Here is a 17375-nt window from a genome sequence, read left to right on the forward strand (position 1 = left end):
CTCGCGCAAAGACGCAAAGACGCGGAGAAAAATAAAACTTTGCGTCTTTGCGACTTTGCGCGAAAAAATGAGTTAGGTATTCTTTTCATAAAACCTTTGCATCTTTGCGGTAAAATGACCCCAACAAAAAAAGGTGCAATGAATATTTTCATTACACCTTTTTTTATTTATTGTAGAAACTTAGAACCTTATTCTTGTCCCAGATTACGTAATTGTTTCAATTTGTCTTTCCAAACTTCAAGGCTTTCTTTGTGGATAGCGATGTTTTTGCGAACTTCAAGAACAATTGAGTTTTCTTTTTTCGCATTTTTTGTATTCGTAAAGAACTGAATATTATTCTCTAATTGGAAGATTTCATTTTGAACTTCTTCAATTTTGCGCATTAAGAATATCTTCTCGTTGTCTAATTTACGTGTGTCATTGCTGTCAGATAAAGAGTCAATTCTGTTAGCAAAACGCATCATTTCAGTTTCTTTTTTACTCAAACTTAATTTTTCAAAAAGAGCATCAAGGATTTTATTGAATTTTCCTTCGATGTGACGTCTTGCAAAAGGAACTTTTCCGTAACCTTTCCAGATTTCGATGTGTGCTTTTATAGCGTCTAAATCAGTTTTGTGATCACCAGTAAGTTGGTAAGCTCTTAGAATATCTAAGTAAGCTTTTTTATTGTCAAAAGCAGCAACTTCATCAACGTTTTCTTCTGATTTGTGCTCTTTTAATTTATCAAAATAATGATTACAAGCGTCTTTAAATTCTTTCCAGATTTTATCTGAATATTTTTTAGGAACGTGACCAATTTGTTTCCACTCTTCCTGAATTTGTTTCATTACAGGAGTTGTAGCGCCAAAATCTGTACTTTCTTGTAGTTCTTTAGCTTTTGCTACAAGAGCCATTTTTTTGTTTAAATTGTCGTTTTGGTCTTTTTTAATGTCCTTGTAAAATGAATTTTTAAAAGAATTAAAATTTCTAACGGCAGTTTTAAATGCAGCCCAAGTTTCTTCATTTACTTCTGATGGTACTTTTCCTGCAGCAAAAAACTCATTTCTAAGTGCTTCTACTTTCTGAATTTGTACTAACCATTGTGAGTGAGAATTTACTTTTTCAGTTCCTAAAACCTCAATTTTTCCAATGATTTCTTTCTTAACTTCAAGATTTTGTTGTTCGTTTGCTCTTTGGCTTTCGAATAAAATTTCTCTTTTGTCATGAATTTTCTTAGTCAGTTCACTGAATTTATTCCAGATACTATCACGGTGTTCTTTTGAAACCGGACCAATATCTTCTTTCCAGATTCTGTGTAAGTCTTGTAATTCACGGAATGCTTTGCTGATATCAGTTTCGTTTACTAATTCTTCAACGCGTGCAATAATTTTTTGCTTTTGCTCCAGATTGTATTTGAAATCTAAGTCTCTTGCTTCACGGTCTAAATGCAGATAATCATAAAAATTCTCTACGTGAAAGTGGTAATTATTCCAAACGTGATTGTATTTGTCTTTTGGAATTGCTCCGGCATTTTTCCATCTTTCTCTTAAATCATTAAAATGTTTAAGTGTATCTTTAATGTTTTCCTGCGGATTTATAAGCTCTTTTAGTTCCTCAACTATTGCAAGTCGATTATCTAAATTAGATTTAAGGTTTGTTTGTAAATGTTTAAAGTGAGCATTTCTTTTTTCTCTAAAAACATTATAATATTCATCGAATTTAGATTTTAATGGAGAATGATATTCAAATTCTTCGTTAGGATCTTCTTTAGAAGCGTTGAATTCTTCTTTTTTCTCCTCTATAAGATGGTTATATTGTAGTAAAAATGCTTTCTTAATTTCTTCGATATGCTCTTTTACAGACATCACTTTATCATCGTTGATCAATTTTTTCAATTCATCAACAAGTGCGTCAAGAGAGAAAGTATTATAATCCTGCATAGGAATATCATGGCGCTCTTTTAGCGTTTCATCTTCACTTTCTTCGGCATTCGAATTTGTTATAGCATCTAATGCTGTTTGATGCTCTGTTTCTGTAGATTCAGCTTCAACCGTATTTTCTGCTACAACTTCTTCATTAGGAATTGTATCTTCAGTTGCTGCTTCAGAACCAGTAGTTTCAATTGCATTATCTTGTGTAGAATCGTTAATCTCGATTTCTAATTTTCCGTCTGCTTCTTGCAGGTTATCATTCTTTTCTTCTAACATTTTAAATGTATAAGGTTTTTATTGTAAACAGAGCGAAAGATAGTAAAGGAGTTTCTAAATACAAAATAAATCGTTTGTTTATACGTGATTTTACGATGAAATTCCTATTTAATGAAGTAATTTAGGAATGTGATATCGGTTTTTTTGCTATTTTTTTTGAAGTTTAATTAAATGGGTAATTTATACACTTTTAAGGAAATTTGTGGGAAGTCTCTATTTTAAATCAAAATGAGTAGTTTTTTTTCAATAGTCAGGATTTTGAAAAATTCTATTTGACGAGATTTTCTAAGAGTTTGAAGCGGATTAAAATAAAATTAGCATTCCAACTTCGATACCATAATTATAAGTTTTATGGCTGCCAAAAGCTACACTTGGATGTATGTAAGCCATGTCGTTTTTAGTAATCCTTCTGCCAAATTCTACAAAAGCATTATTCGGATAACCTTTATTGGTGTTGTTGTATCTAAAAGCAACATCGGCAGCAATCCAGTTTTTTCCAAGTATAAACATAAAGTAATTTTCGAATGCAGTAAGATTGATATCACTTCTATTGTCAGATCCTGCAAAACTCATTTGGTTTTCTAAAGAAGCAATCCATAAAATATGATTTTTCTTTATATATTTTCCGTAGAAAATAGCCGGAGCAAAGACCCATTTGCCTGATCCAAGAGCCGGATCAACGGCAGAGTTTGAGATTATTCTGGCGCGAAAAGCAACTCCATCTTTATTATGTTTCAAATAGGGTATATAGCTAATTCCAACGCCAATATCGCCAATACCGGTTTTATTTATAGAGCTAGTATTTGTAGAAACTAAAGGAAGATCGACTCGCAAGTTCCACGCTTTATTAGCAATAGGATGTAAGAAACGAAGTTGTGTAGTATTAAATGAGCCCGTTTCAGTATCTAAATACTCATTAAAAAGTAATATTGTTTTTAGATAATAATGATAACGCGCTTCTTCATAAATGTTTTCTTTCTGCTCATTAATAGTATCCTGAGCAAGAATTGAATTGTAAAATGGAAAAATGAGTAAAAAAAAAGGTAGAAATTTTTTCATAACTATCTATTAATGAATAGACTAAGTTACGAAAAGAATTCTACCGTTTCATTTTGTAAGTATGTTTTTATTTATTCCAGATTTTCCAAGCTTTTTCTGCTTGAAAAATTAGCATATCATAACCATTTTTTATTGTTGCGCCTTTTTCTTTGGCATTTTTTAAAAACTGAGTTTCTTCCGGATTGTATATCAAATCGTAAGCAATATGTTTCTCTGTAAAAAACTCATACGGAAGATCTGGACAAGCTTCAATATTAGGACTTGTTCCTACCGGAGTACAATTGATTATAATTTGAAAATTATCAAAAGTAGTAGCATTAATTAAACTGTAATCAATGATATTTTCCTTTGATTCTCTGGAAACAAAAGTATACGGAATATCTAATTCGTCAAGAGCAAATGCAACACCTTTTGATGCGCCGCCAGTTCCCAGAATTAGGGCTTTTTTGTGATGCGGTTCTAATAATGGTTTTAATGATTTTTTGAAACCATAATAATCAGTGTTGTAACCTTTTAATTCTCCGTTTTTGGTGAATTTAATAGTGTTTACAGCACCAATTAAAGCCGCTTTTTTTGATAATTTATGCAAGAACGGAATAACTTGTTCTTTGTATGGTATCGTAACATTTAATCCTTTTAAATCGGGATTGTTTTTTACTAATTCAGTGAAATAATTAATTTCAGATATATCGAAGTTTTCGTAGCTGTTGCCGGCAAAAACTTCATCGCTGAATTTTTCTGTAAAATATCCTTTTGAAAATGAGTAACTAATATTACGGCCCAACAAGCCAAAACGTCTTCTTAAAATATCAATCATTATTCTTTTCTATGTTTTTCAATGTAATTTTTCACCATTTTTTTTGACCAGACTACCGGAAATAAATCTTCGATTAAAATGTAGTTTTCAAAGTTCAAACGCAAACCATTGCTTAAATGAAATTTTGCTTTTGTATTGTCCTGAATCATAAAATACAATCCTGCTAAACGATATTCGATTTCGTTTTCTTCAGGAAAATATTCCGTTGCTTGCAATAAGGTTTGAATGGCACTTTCGAATTCACCTAAAAACTGAAGTATGTCAACCCAGAATAACCAGGTATCTAATGCATAATCTCCAAATTCTACCGCTTTTCTGTATCCAAATTCAGCTTCTTCAAAAAAGTTCATTTGTTTATTGATCGTCGCATAACGTTTCCAGTACAAACGATTTTGATTGTCGATTGCTAAAGCTTTATTCACAAAAAATAATGCTTTTTGAAAGTTTTTTTGACGAACATGAAAGTCAGTAATTGCAATCCATCCTTTGTCTAAAAGCGGATCTTCGTGTACAGTTTGGTTGTAATATTGTAATGCTTTCGCCGAATTACCTAGTTTTTCGTAGCATTTTCCAATACGCAATAGCGCATAAGAAGTTGCATCGTCTAACTCGATAGTTCTGTTGTAGCTTTCGATTGCTTCACTGTATTTTTTAAGACGTTCATAGGCTTTTGCTTTTTCCATGAAAGCGCCCAAAAATTCATCGTCAATAAGTGTTGCATAGTCAAAAGCGCGAATCGCATTTTCGTATTCTTTTACGCCATAATGCAAACGTCCAAGCTGATGCCAGGCGATTTCGCTATATGGGTTTTTATTGATATAATCGTTAAGATATAGAATGGCTTCCTGATTTTGATCTAAAAATTCAAAACAATAAACCACATTATACAAAGCAGATTGATCTTCTAAATCTTCTTCAAGACATTTTATAAAACTGTCTTTTGCCATCTCAAGGTTATCCATAAACAGATATTCCATTCCAATCAAGTTGTACACATCAGCGTAGTCGTCTGTATATTGCAAGGCAATTTTAAGCAATTCTACCGCTTTTTCGTGTTGATCTCTTTTAGAACAAATATTGGCTTTTTGGATGTAAATTTCCTCGTTATTAGGTTCGATTGCATATAACTCGTTCAGGAGTTTCTCGGCGATTTCCAGTTTGTCGTCGTAAACCAACATTTCTACTTGTACTAATTTTAAGCCCGTAGATTTTGGGTGTTGGTCTAATGCAAGTTTCAAGGCCTTTTTTGCTAAATTAGCCTTACCTATATCTAAATAATGAAGAATGATTTCTTCAAATTCTTCAGAATCAAAAAAGAGTACTTTGTTAGTTTTTAACATAGACTCAAATTTGGATAAGGATAGGTTATAATCTTCTTCTTCGTTGCTTAATTGCATACTTTGTTTATTTGAAATTAGCCTGTTATAAATTTAGGCAACCATATTATTGTTGTGGGGAAAGGAAATTAATTGTTTTGAACAATTTAATTAACAATATGGACAGAATTCCTATTCTGTTTTTAGTCATAATCTTCTTATTTTAAAAGAGATTATTAGTTATTATTATATTTTATTTTTAACCGAGAGTCCTAGCCCTGATAGAAGCGATATCCTTTAGTTTTTTTCTTTAAAAAACTAAAGATAAAGCGGATAGCAGGAAATAGCTCCAAATTATGCTTTTTGCCCTTTTTTCAAGATTTCATCCATAACACTCAGGATTATGGCACAACCTTCTTTTATTTCTTCTTCAGAAATGGTTAATGGTGGTGTTATTCTAATGGCGCATCCTTCGAATAGCAACCAGAATAAAATGAGTCCTTTGTCCTGACAGTTCAAAATAACTTCGTTGGTTATTTCGGCTGTTTCAGTCATTGCTGCGAGCATTAATCCTTTTCCTCTAACTTCCTTTATCAAAGGATGTACCAAAAGCGATCTGAAGAGTTTTTCCTTCTCTAAAGCCTCTGTCATAAGGTTTGTTTCAGTTAATTCCTGCAAAGTAGCCAGACATGCTGACGCAATGACAGGATGACCTCCAAAAGTCGTAATGTGTCCTAGTTTAGGATTTTCGGTTAAAAGATCCATTTTTTCTGCCGAAGCTGTAAAAGCACCAACCGGCATTCCGCCACCCATTCCTTTTCCCATAACGACAATATCGGGAATAACATCGTAGTTTTGGAAGCCAAAAAGTTTTCCGGTTCTTCCAAATCCAGGCTGAATTTCGTCGACAATCATCATCGCTCCAACTTCGTCACAACGTTTGCGAACTTTTTGTAAAAAATTATCGTGAGGCTGAATAAATCCTGCGCCTCCCTGAATAGTTTCTAAAAGTATTGCGGCTGTTCTGGTGGTTATTTTTTCTAAATCGGCTTCGTTATTGAACGTGATAAAATCAACATCCGGAAGCAAAGGACGAAAGGCTTGTTTGCGTTCTTCGAATCCCATAACACTCATAGAACCCATTGTGTTGCCGTGATAAGCGTTATGACACGAAATAAGCTGACTACGGCCTGTTATTCGTTTTGCTAATTTTAAGGCGCCTTCAATCGCTTCTGTACCTGAATTTACTAAATAGGTTTTATTTAAAGATTCCGGTAGGAGTGAAGCTAGTAATTTGCAATATTGAACGGCCGGACTTTGCGAATATTCGCCATAAACCATGACGTGCGAATATTTGTCTAACTGATCTTTTATGGCTTGATTGACTCTTGGATGTTGATGTCCAAGCGTGCAAGCCGAAACTCCGGCTACGAAATCTAAATATTTTTTATCGTTTGTATCGTAAATGTATGAGCCTATGGCATGCGAAACTTCCATTCCTAAAGGATAAGGAGAAGTTTGCGCTTGATATTTTATAAAATCTGGATTCATTTTTTTAAGGTTCTAAGTTGCTTAGCTTCTTAGGTTCTGAGTTTTTTTTGTTTCAGGTTGTAAACTTAGACTTTGACTAAAATTTAACCGCAAAGATCGCAAAGATTTACGCAAAGTTTGCAAAGCTGCAATCAAGTTTATATTATTAAAATGCAAAGAACACAAAGCTTTCTAAACTGAAAACTGCGACTGAATATTAATAACTGATAATTATTTCACCGCTTGAAGTTTGACTTTTGCCGAAGTTTTCGCCGAAGGTTTTGCTGCTGCTTTTGCAGCCGGTTTCTTCTTGTCGTAATCTAAGGTTTCTTTCCTGACTTTCATCGGAGTGTCTTTATCCTTAGCTTCTTGATCTTTTCCTTCTTGTATTAATTTGTCGTTGAGTTCATTGTCTTCTGCGGTAAAAATATCGTCTTTCGACTTTATTCGTTCATCGCCACGCCAGACTAAACCTCTTAATTTACGAGCATTTTCGGGCAAGTCGGCTTCGGGGTAAATATCGCCATCGACTTTATTAAAAAAGCTAATAGTTTCTACAGCATTATTCTCCAGAAGTAAATTAATTTTACTACTTACATTTTTATTGATTCCAATAAGTTCGTGTTGATCATTTCGCATGAAATAAATGACTTCAGTATTTTTGATAACATCTACATCATGGAGTTTTCCGTCTTTAAATTTTCCGAATAAATTGATTCCCTTGACTTGATTATATCCGGTTCCGAGTGTGTCCTTCGAGACGAGAAAGGTGTTATTGAGGACTTTCATAGAATCTAATTTTCGGGTATTCTGGTCACCAATTAAATGGATAACTTCGCCGGTAATTTGGTTTTCACCGTTCCATAAAATTGGGCTTCCAATTAGTTTTGTCAAGGCAATTTTAGTATCTGAGTGCAAAGAATCACATTTTCCGCTCATGTCGATTTTGAAAAAACGAACATTGTTATAAGCTCTAATAATACGTTCTCCTTCTTTGCCGGTTACCATTAATTTTTTTCCGTGAATGTAAACGGAGTCATTTTCGACAAGATTAATTGCAACCGCTCTTTTGGTTACAAACATGGAATCTTTTAGCTTATAAATCTCGGCATAATGACCTTTTACAATTCCGCGATTTATGGAATCTGTAATTTTTACATTTCGCGTTGCCGATGCAAATTCAATATTTCGATTATAATACAAACTATCGCCTTCAATGAGCCTGTCATCATATTTTATATAGGATTTCCGCAAAAAGTGGGCGAGATTTTTCTTGGTATCATAAAACCCTTTTTCTGTATAAATATAATTGGTTTTACTGGTAATTGTCGATGGTCCAAATAAATAGGTATGTCCAGAATTACTGTAATAATCTAAGTGATTAGATTTTATTACATATTTAGGATTTGTAATAGTAACTTCGGTTAAGAATTGAAATTTCTTTTCTGAAACATAATATCTTCCTGATTTACTTACTAAAGTATTGTCTTTGTTGACGATTGTACCTTTTGTATTGTAAAAAACCTGCTGAACATTTCGGTCAAAATTAATCGTATCGGTTTGTAAAGTAGCATCAGGCGAACTCATAACGGCGTCACCGGTTGCGAAAGCTTTTTTTAAGTTTCCGCTGTATTCTGCATATTTACTATTTAAAAACAAAGTATCACCTTGCACTAATTGTACATTTCCGAAAGCTTTGATGTAGTTTTCTTTTTGAAAAAAATAGGCTTTATTACAAGTCAGGACAACACCATCATGATTTACTTTTACATTTCCGGTAAGCAAAATTCCATCTGGCACTAAAACCTGATTCACTTCTACGAGGTCAGAATTCTCAATATTAATTGTTTTTGGCTTTGGCGCTTGTGCAAAAATGGATTGTACGCTTAACAAAAGCAAACAATAGGATATGAAAAAGAGTGATTTCTTCAATTGATTAATTTTTTGTCAAATTTATGAAAAAGGTTACAACCTTATAATGTTATTAGGATTAAATTATAGATTTTAGATGCAAAGGTTCAGAGTGGCAAAGGTACAAAGGTTTGTTGGCGTTTTTTGTAAATGAATTTTATAGGGAATTTTTATCGTAGAGACGCACAGAAGTGCGTCTAACATAGAGTTGTAGGTTCAAAGTCAAAGATTCAAAAAAGGTTTGTAGATAGAGAATACGTAGGAGTTTAAATTGTAGCTTGAATTGTGCCGTTAGGCACTAAATATTGGTAGTAAAAATTACAATGATTACCCAAGCGTGCCGTTAGGTACGCAACAAATCGATAAATGTCACGTACCTACGGCACGTAAAATCAATTCTGAATTCATTTACTACCAATATTTAGTGCCTAATGGCACAAAAATAAACTTATGCGGTTACTATGTGTTTTTAGATTTTAAAATCTTTAATTCATTTCAAAAAACCTTTGAACCTTTGCCACTCAGAATCTCTGTACCTTCTTTTAGTTACCAACAAAAAGCAGAACTATTTCGTTGTAGTTTCGGTTTTGGGATTGAAATCAGATAGAGTTTCTTCTGAGTTTTAAAATTTAGTTTAAATTTAGAAAATGGTTTAAAATACCAGATTTACTAACTAGACCAAAAGTTGAGATTATAAAAAGATATGATAAGTAAAAGAATTGTAGTTACAGGAATGGCTGTAACAATGCTGTTTTCAGCATGTAAAACAAAAGATTTAAAAATGAATACTACCAAAGAAGAAGTTCCTGCTGAGAAGAAAATTGTGGTTTATCAAGTTTTTACACGTTTGTTTGGAAATAAAAACACAAACAATAAACCCTGGGGAACAATTGAAGAAAATGGTGTAGGGAAATTTAATGATTTTACAGACAAAGCGCTTCATGAAATTAAAGATTTAGGTGTTACTTATATTTGGTATACCGGAGTTCCGCATCATGCTTTGGTTCGGGATTATACGGCTTACGGAATCTCTAATGATGATCCCGAAGTAGTAAAAGGTCGTGCAGGATCGCCTTATGCCGTAAAAGATTATTATAATGTAAATCCAGATTTGGCTGTAAATCCTGCGAACAGATTGCAAGAATTTGAAGCTCTAATTGCCAGAACTCACAAAGCTGGTTTAAAACTAATTATTGATATTGTACCAAATCATATTGCTCGTAAATATGAAGGAAAAAATAATCCTGAAGGTGTAAAAGATTTTGGTGCCAATGATAATGTAAATGTTGAATACGACAGAAATAACAACTTCTATTATATTCCGAAGGTTCATTTTGAAATTCCCGATGGAGATATTCCGTTAAACGGAGAAAAAAATCCAATGATTGATGGCTATTTTGATGAAAATCCTGCAAAATGGACAGGAAATGGTTCCCGAAAAGTAAAACCAGACCAAAATGATTGGTACGAAACAGTAAAAGTAAATTATGGAATTCGCCCAGATGGTTCTAAAGATTTTCCTGAACTTCCGACCGGATTTGATCAAAAATCGTATCAAGAACATTTTGCTTTTTGGCAGGATAAAGACGTTCCGGATTCCTGGAAAAAGTTTAAATCTATTGCTTTGTATTGGACGGCAAAAGGAGTTGATGGTTTCCGTTATGATATGGCCGAAATGGTTCCTTATGAATTTTGGAGTTATATGAATTCTGCTATCAAAATGAAAAATCCAAATGCTTTTTTATTGGCAGAAGTTTATAATCCGAATGAATATCGCAATTATATCCGTTTAGGAAAAATGGATTATTTGTATGATAAAGTTGAAACGTATGATAAACTGAAAGATATTATTCGCGGAAAATCGAATCCTGATGGATTGTCTGATATTCAAAAAAGAGTGTCTGATATTGAACATCATATGCTTCATTTTTTAGACAATCACGACGAACAACGTTTGGCAAGTCCTGAATTTGCGGGAACTCCGGAAAGAGGAAAACCATTAATGGTGGTTTCAACAACAATTAGTACTTCGCCAACAATGGTTTATTTTGGACAGGAAGTAGGCGAGGCTGGAAATGAAAATGCAGGTTTTGGAACACATTCGAGAACTTCTATTTTCGATTATATCGGAGTTCCAAATCACCAGCGCTGGATGAACGAAGGAAAATTTGATGGTGGAAAATTATCTGATTCGGAAAAAAGTCTTCGCGATTTTTATAAAAGATTGCTGAATTTTTCGATTAATAGTTCGGCTTTAATGGGAGATTTTCAAGAGATTCAATCTATAAACCGCCAGAATAATCAAGGATATGATGAATCAATTTATTCTTATGTTCGTTGGTCAGAAAGCCAAAAATTGATAATTGTTGCTAATTTTTCTTCTGAAAAAACAAGTACGTTTAATTTGAAAATTCCATCTGATGTTATTCTAAAATGGAATTTAAAAGATGGCGAATATGTGCTTACAGATCAATTGTATTCGAATAAGAAGAATGTTTTGGTTGTAAAAAATGGAGAAGGAACTGTTATCGTTGAAATAGCGCCTTCGGAATCATTTATTTATGAAGTAAAATAGTTTTATAAAATAGTTTTAAAGTGTGTATTTAATAAACCCGACAGATTTTTAAAACCTGTCGGGTTTGCTTTGTGAATTCTAGTTTTAAAAAGATTTCAAAAAACTAGTTTTTGTAAACAATAAAACTATTTGATTTTAGAGTTTTACTTCCCATTAATATTTTAGAATTCTTTGGTATTTGTATTTCCTTTTTTAAACCAAAGTTGATTATAACCGTAATTTTTTCTCCTTCGAAAGATCTTGTAAATGAAATTTGATCTTTTGAAGCTTCAAGATTTTCATAAGTTCCATATTGCAAAACTTTTTCCTTATTTCTTAAAGCGATAAGTTTTTTATAACTGTTAAGAATGGAATTTTTTTGGTTTTCTAAAACGGCAACATTTGTTTTTTTATAATCGGAATTAATTTTGATCCACGTTTTTTCTTTTGAAAATCCTGCAAAAGAATTTGTGTTCCATTGCATTGGGCTGCGTGATTTATCACGATTATGTTCATTGCCTTCCAGAAGTGCTTCTGTATCATTTTTGCCTTTTTCGATTGCCAATTTATAATGTGTTCTTCCTTGAATATCGACCATTTCGTCAATGTTTTTGGCTATAATATTATGCATTGCAATCTCTTCGCCATAATAAATAAACGGAACTCCTTTTGCGGTAAGTATCAAAGCGGTCAATGCTGTCGCTTTATCTACATTACCATTTGCTAATCGATCGATCATTCTTGGCATATCGTGACTTCCGAAAAACAAAGTTGGATAATTGCTCATGTTTTTCTCCATACTTTGCAATTCATCAAAAATACGTTGTGTCGAAAATTCTTTTATACTTCCAAAGTTGAAATTAAAAACAACATCTAATAAATCCTGTGATTGATATTGTTTTAAAACTTCGATTTTATCACTTCCTATTTCGCCTACAATAAAGCGATTGTCATATTCGTTAACGGTCGATTTTATAATTTGCATGGCATTTTTCACACCTTCCTGATCAATATCATTAATGTGATCTTGTTTTCCGTCTTTCATCGGATTATCCTGTGTGATTCCGTTGGTGGTCAAAAAGTTAATTACATCCAATCGAAAACCATCAACACCGGCATCGAGCCAAAAACGCAAAACATTCTGAATTTCAGTAACTACTTTTGGATTTGACCAATTAAGATCGACCATTCTTTTATCAAACTTATGATAATAATATTGATTCGTTAGATTGTCTTTTTCCCATGCCGTTCCTCCAAAAAAAGATTCCCAATTGTTAGGTTTCTCTTTCCATATATAATAATCACGATACGGATTGTCTTTTGATTTTCTGGATTCCTGAAACCATTTACTATCTGTAGAAGTATGATTAAAAACCATATCTATAATTACTTTAATGCCTCGTTTATGAGCTTCGTTCAGGAAAGTATCAAAGTCAGCTTTATTTCCGTAAGTAGGATCAACTTTATAATAATCAGCAACATCATAACCGTTATCTACTTTTGGAGATTTGAGAAAAGGAGTAAGCCAAATACCTTTTATACCCAGATTTTGTAAGTAATCCAGTTTTTGAGTCATTCCTTTAAAATCTCCATACCCGTCGCCATTACTATCAGCATAACTGGGCATATAGATTTGATAAAAAACTGCTTCTTTCCACCATTTTTGGTCTGCTGTTTTTTGAGCATTCGTTGTGTTTATATTTAGCATTAGCAGAAAAAATACGGCACAATTGAATAGCTTATATTTCATAATACTTATTGTCTTGTTAAGTTATAATAGCATTGTTTATTTGCACAAAGACGCAGAGGCGCAAAGAAAAAAGTTTATAAAACCTGACTTCGCGACTCTGCGTTTTTGTATGAGAATTTAGAAATAAACTACTTTTTTTCTTGTGATTTATAATCTATGATAATACCATCAACTAGCATTTTTTCGCCTTCATATGTTATTTTTCCGCTTGACGGAACAACTACAATTATTGCTGCATTTAATGGATCAATTTTTACTTTAGAGGAAGAAGAAACATTTCTTGCTATAAAAGTTCCGGAAAGGGTATTGTATAAATCTACTTTTTTGCCCTTTTCAGTTTTTATAGTAACAGTTTTACTTGTCGTATATGGATTATAATATAAGTATGTTGGATAAGCTTTATCATGATAGAAATCTGTTGCTAATAAATCAAGTTGCAATATTCCTGTTACGTTTGTTGCCTGAATAATGCTTCCGAAGATACCAACATGACCACTTCCGTAAACGCTGAATTGAGATTCTTTTGGATTTTCGCCTAATACCCAAAGCGGACCATCGCCTTGTGCTACGGGACCTTTTAAGTTTTCATATTCTTTATAACTTGATTGCTTGATAATTCCTTCGTAGCCAATTACTCCTTTGGTAACTTCGGCAAGTTCTGGAATAGTTTGATGTTCTTTTGGCATATATTGCGGATAAAAAAAGCGTGAAGCATTTGCAGCGTTCAACATCCATTTTCCAATTGCGGTTGCATACGATTGATCGTATCTCACCATTGGTACTAATGGCCAGGCAGCATCGTAGGTATTCATTAAAAATCCGTATCCGCCGTGATCAACTGTACTTCCAAAAGTTCCTGAAATATCAATTCCGTTCCAGTTTCCAACTAAAGCTCCCCAACCTTCACGACAGATTGGTGTTCCGTCAAATGTCCAGTCAAGCATTTTATTGGTGTTGTATTTTGTTCCATTTTCGGCATTAATTCTGGCGGCTAAATAAGCTCCAAAAGGCATTAAAACTTCATAAGTTGGATTTTTTGATTGTGATTCTAAAGCTGCTAAAGCACTTTTTGCTCCTTTTAAATATTTGGCATCTCCAAACTTTTTATACGCCATATACAAAACCCAAGCGTGTCCTGCTGCTGCGTCAGGTTGTGCACAAATATGATTTGTCATTGGCGTCATTTTGTTGTAATCAAAATAAGAATATTCATAATTCCCATTTAAAATTACATCGGCTTCATAAAACTTATCTGCAATACTTTTAGCGATTTCTGTAAAACCAGGTTCGTTAGGATATTTATCATAAACAGCAAAGAATAATAGATTCGGATATACATCATACCACCAATCACGACCGTAACCGCCACCCAAAAGTGCAACTTCAGGACAGGTATTATTCATCATAATATTCCAGTTGGTTTCTTTGTTGAAATAATTTTTAAGCATTCCAACGTAGTTTAAGTTTGGTTGGTTTTTGTCGATTCCAACCAAAGTTGCGCCTAAAGTTGCTCCCATTGTTGCAAGCGCTTCATGAAACATTCCGTTGTTATGATCAGGTCCTTGCCTTACATCGGCCACAGCCGTATATAATCCTACAACTTTTTGCGGGAAGTTTTTCTGGGTGTCATCCATCCAAACCATTGGCCAAAATTTTCCTTTGGCATTAAAATCATAAACGGTTTTATCAAAATCTAAAGCCAGTTTTTTATAATCAATTATTTTTAATGGTTGTGGTAGATTTGGCATTTGATCTACACGAGGAATTTTTTGTTGTTTTACCTGAGCTGTCAGGCTTAAAGTGAACAAACAACAGAGGGTAATTTTTATAAATGTATTCATTTTATGTTTTTATTTTAAAGCAGATCTACGGCTACTTTTTCTAATACTTTTTTGTTTGGTTCAATTTCCGGAGAAAGTTCCAGTCCTTGTTTTATAATTTTTTTACTGATAAAAATCGAGCACAATTGTAATAGCGCGATGATTCCGATGGCGTATCTTAAAGCAAAATCTTCTGAAACTACATAATATAAGGTTAGGAAAGTTCCGGCTCCAAAAAGTCTTCCAATATATAAACCTGCTTCATGATTTAAGATATAGGTAAACTCACCTCTTTTTTCGATGCGGGATACAATATCAATTACTTTTAGCTGAATAGGGAAGTAGGCTAAATCCATCAAAGGTTTTGCAATAAGGAGCAATAATAAAAAGAGAATTACACCGGTTTTATCAAAGAATAATCCGTTAATGCAAGCTCCTAAAGCAAATAGAATCAGTCCTGCCGAAAAGATTTTGATTCGATCTGATGGTTTTGAAAAACGTCCGATAAAATAAATGATGATGGCCGCCAGTATTGCACCTATGGATTGTGCTTTTCCTAATGCACCTTCTTCTCCTAATATTTTAAAAATAAGCATTGCGGGAGCTGTGACTAGAAATCCTTGAGCTAAACCCTTGAATGTAGCAAGCGATAATAGTTTATACCATAAGGGATGAAATTTGAAAAAGATGTACTTTTTTTGTGTCGGATTTTCAAATTTACCTCTGTAACAAACTATTGAAGCGGCGATTGTAATCAGAAAAACTATTCCTGTAATGATTACGTAAGCTTCATGTTTTTCACCTTCGCCTGTTTTTGATTGTATAAACCAACCAATTGTTGCTGGGATTGCAATAGCAATTATGGTATAAATAAAGGTTTCTAAACCGTAATAATAATTTCGGTTTTCATCGTTTGTAATTGCCAAAGCAAGATAATCTCTATTTGCCCAATACAAACCAAATGAAAGCCCCATAGTAATACCTGCGATACCAATTCCGGTAAGATCAAGTGTTTTTAAAGACATCATGATTATCATTGAAACACCGCTAAGCATCATTCCAATTGAATATAACTTTTTGATGTTTAGATGTTTCAATAAGAATCCATTTAACAAAAAGGTAAGCGGAATTCCGGTATAAATTGCCAATTGATAAATGACAACTTTTGAGGTATCATTTGAATTCCTCATAATATAGGCGGCAACAAAAATATCGATTACAGGCAATACCAATGCATAGACCAGATTTGTGAATATTAGTATACGAAAATTATGGGTTTGGCTTTTAAAATGATCAATTTCTGATATAAGTTTTTTAAACATTAGTTGTTTTTTAGAAGTAAAAGAATCTCTTTGATCGAAAATTGTGCTCCGCATACAAATTCGTCCGAAGCACCATAATAGATCGTAACAGTATCGCCGTCAGGTTCAATAATATGACCATTTGTAAATACTACGTTTCCAAAAAATCCGCTTAGTTCATAACTTGTTGTGGGGATCATAATTGGTTCTTCGGTTCTTGCGATTACTTTTGTCGGATCGTTTAAATCCATTAAAAATGCTCCTAAACAATATTGGTGATTTTCATTGGCTCCGTGATATATTTCCAGCCAGCCTTTATCTGTTTTGATAGGCGAAGCTCCGGCACCAATTCTTTTACTGTCCCAAAGCCCTTTTCGTGTTTTAAGTATACAATGATGATTTCCCCAGTGAATACCATCCGGAGATGAAGCAATCCAGATATAATTTCCTCCAATATCTACGCTGCTCGGACGATGTAAAGCATAAAATAATCCGTTTATTTTTTCTTCAAAAATGGCACAATCTTTATTATGTGCGGGTAATATCATGCCGTGTTTCTGGAAATTTTTCCAATCTGTTGTGGTACGTAAACCTACACCAACGCCATTATCTGAAACTGAGGTAAAGGTCAAATAATAAGTTCCTTCGATTAAGGAAACACGACAATCTTCTATCCCGAATGTTTCCAAAATACCTTCTCCAACTAAGGAAGGATAATTTTCAGGCTCATAAAAATCACGACCGTTTTCGCTGCATAGTAAACGCAAATGTGATAGTGTAGTTAAATAATCATTTCCTTTATAATTAATTACTCGTGCATCTGTTGCAATTAAATCAGGATCATTTTTCGGAATTTCGATAATTGTAATCTCACCAGTTTCTGTTAAGATTGGGAATGAAATTAAATTTTCTTTCTGTTTTGGCCTTTCTGCCACGCGAACAACTAACCAGGTTTTATTTTGGTATTGAAATACGCCCGGATTCAATAAACACGTAATTTCTAATCCTTCTCTGCTTGCAGGTATATCTGTAGGTGATAATAACGGGTTTTCTGTAAAACGTTTTGCTATATCTTTCATGATTTTTAGTTCTATATTATTGTGAATCGAAACCTAACAGGTTTTTAAAACC

The 17375-nt window shown here is 33.3% G+C and carries 11 protein-coding genes; 1 reads left to right on the forward strand and 10 read right to left on the reverse strand.

Features of this window, described 5'->3' with window-relative positions; translation table 11 throughout:
• Positions 1-188: 188 nt before the first annotated feature.
• The 6 genes from WN975_RS02515 to WN975_RS02540 all read right to left on the reverse strand — a co-directional run bounded on the left by WN975_RS02515 (position 189) and on the right by WN975_RS02540 (position 8840).
• On the reverse strand, positions 189-2186 hold the full coding sequence (locus WN975_RS02515) for a DUF349 domain-containing protein (protein WP_337965068.1): 1998 nt from the start codon (positions 2184-2186) through the stop codon (positions 189-191).
• A 303-nt stretch (positions 2187-2489) separates the two neighbouring features.
• On the reverse strand, positions 2490-3245 hold the full coding sequence (locus WN975_RS02520; RefSeq protein ID WP_337965069.1) for a lipid A phosphoethanolamine transferase: 756 nt from the start codon (positions 3243-3245) through the stop codon (positions 2490-2492).
• Positions 3246-3312: 67 nt separating this feature from the next.
• Positions 3313-4062 (reverse strand): shikimate dehydrogenase, encoded by a 750-nt coding sequence (locus tag WN975_RS02525; protein WP_099711708.1) that lies wholly within the window; start codon positions 4060-4062, stop codon positions 3313-3315.
• Positions 4062-5459, reverse strand: coding sequence for a tetratricopeptide repeat protein (locus WN975_RS02530; RefSeq protein WP_337965070.1), 1398 nt, complete (start codon positions 5457-5459; stop codon positions 4062-4064). Before WN975_RS02530 ends, WN975_RS02525 begins: the two co-directional genes overlap by 1 nt.
• 273 nt (positions 5460-5732) lie before the next feature.
• The gene (locus tag WN975_RS02535) at positions 5733-6929 is read right to left on the reverse strand and encodes an aspartate aminotransferase family protein (RefSeq protein ID WP_337965071.1); all 1197 of its coding nucleotides are present in this window, start codon (positions 6927-6929) and stop codon (positions 5733-5735) included.
• Between the two features lie 210 nt (positions 6930-7139).
• Complete coding sequence (locus tag WN975_RS02540; RefSeq protein WP_337965072.1) at positions 7140-8840, reverse strand: OstA-like protein; 1701 nt, start codon at positions 8838-8840, stop codon at positions 7140-7142.
• Between the two features lie 682 nt (positions 8841-9522).
• On the opposite strand from WN975_RS02540, the gene WN975_RS02545 reads away from it, so the two are divergent.
• On the forward strand, positions 9523-11394 hold the full coding sequence (locus WN975_RS02545; protein WP_337965073.1) for an alpha-amylase family protein: 1872 nt from the start codon (positions 9523-9525) through the stop codon (positions 11392-11394).
• 103 nt (positions 11395-11497) lie between these two features.
• Here WN975_RS02545 and WN975_RS02550 read toward each other — a convergent pair whose 3' ends face one another.
• From WN975_RS02550 to WN975_RS02565, 4 genes are all read right to left on the reverse strand, one after another.
• The gene (locus tag WN975_RS02550) at positions 11498-13123 is read right to left on the reverse strand and encodes an alpha-glucosidase (RefSeq protein WP_337965074.1); all 1626 of its coding nucleotides are present in this window, start codon (positions 13121-13123) and stop codon (positions 11498-11500) included.
• A 128-nt stretch (positions 13124-13251) separates the two neighbouring features.
• Positions 13252-14964, reverse strand: coding sequence for a hypothetical protein (locus WN975_RS02555; protein ID WP_337965075.1), 1713 nt, complete (start codon positions 14962-14964; stop codon positions 13252-13254).
• A gap of 14 nt (positions 14965-14978) precedes the next feature.
• A complete protein-coding gene (locus WN975_RS02560) occupies positions 14979-16265 on the reverse strand; it encodes an MFS transporter (RefSeq protein WP_337965076.1) in 1287 nt (428 codons plus the stop codon).
• Positions 16265-17323: a glycoside hydrolase family 130 protein gene (locus WN975_RS02565; RefSeq protein ID WP_337965077.1), complete on the reverse strand. Its 1059-nt coding sequence runs from the start codon at positions 17321-17323 to the stop codon at positions 16265-16267. The genes WN975_RS02560 and WN975_RS02565 overlap by 1 nt, the downstream gene beginning before the upstream one ends.
• Positions 17324-17375 lie beyond the last annotated feature (52 nt).

This window comes from uncultured Flavobacterium sp. (assembly GCF_951805225.1).
In the GTDB taxonomy this organism is placed as follows: domain Bacteria; phylum Bacteroidota; class Bacteroidia; order Flavobacteriales; family Flavobacteriaceae; genus Flavobacterium.

What these genes read in the sequence shown, in the direction of transcription:
- WN975_RS02515 (WP_337965068.1), bottom strand. Translation starts at nt 2,186, where the DNA reads ATGTTAGAAGAAAAGAATGATAACCTGCAAGAAGCAGACGGAAAATTA.
- WN975_RS02520 (WP_337965069.1), bottom strand. Translation starts at nt 3,245, where the DNA reads ATGAAAAAATTTCTACCTTTTTTTTTACTCATTTTTCCATTTTACAAT.
- WN975_RS02525 (WP_099711708.1), bottom strand. Translation starts at nt 4,062, where the DNA reads ATGATTGATATTTTAAGAAGACGTTTTGGCTTGTTGGGCCGTAATATT.
- WN975_RS02530 (WP_337965070.1), bottom strand. Translation starts at nt 5,459, where the DNA reads ATGCAATTAAGCAACGAAGAAGAAGATTATAACCTATCCTTATCCAAA.
- WN975_RS02535 (WP_337965071.1), bottom strand. Translation starts at nt 6,929, where the DNA reads ATGAATCCAGATTTTATAAAATATCAAGCGCAAACTTCTCCTTATCCT.
- WN975_RS02545 (WP_337965073.1), top strand. Translation starts at nt 9,523, where the DNA reads ATGATAAGTAAAAGAATTGTAGTTACAGGAATGGCTGTAACAATGCTG.
- WN975_RS02550 (WP_337965074.1), bottom strand. Translation starts at nt 13,123, where the DNA reads ATGAAATATAAGCTATTCAATTGTGCCGTATTTTTTCTGCTAATGCTA.
- WN975_RS02555 (WP_337965075.1), bottom strand. Translation starts at nt 14,964, where the DNA reads ATGAATACATTTATAAAAATTACCCTCTGTTGTTTGTTCACTTTAAGC.
- WN975_RS02560 (WP_337965076.1), bottom strand. Translation starts at nt 16,265, where the DNA reads ATGTTTAAAAAACTTATATCAGAAATTGATCATTTTAAAAGCCAAACC.
- WN975_RS02565 (WP_337965077.1), bottom strand. Translation starts at nt 17,323, where the DNA reads ATGAAAGATATAGCAAAACGTTTTACAGAAAACCCGTTATTATCACCT.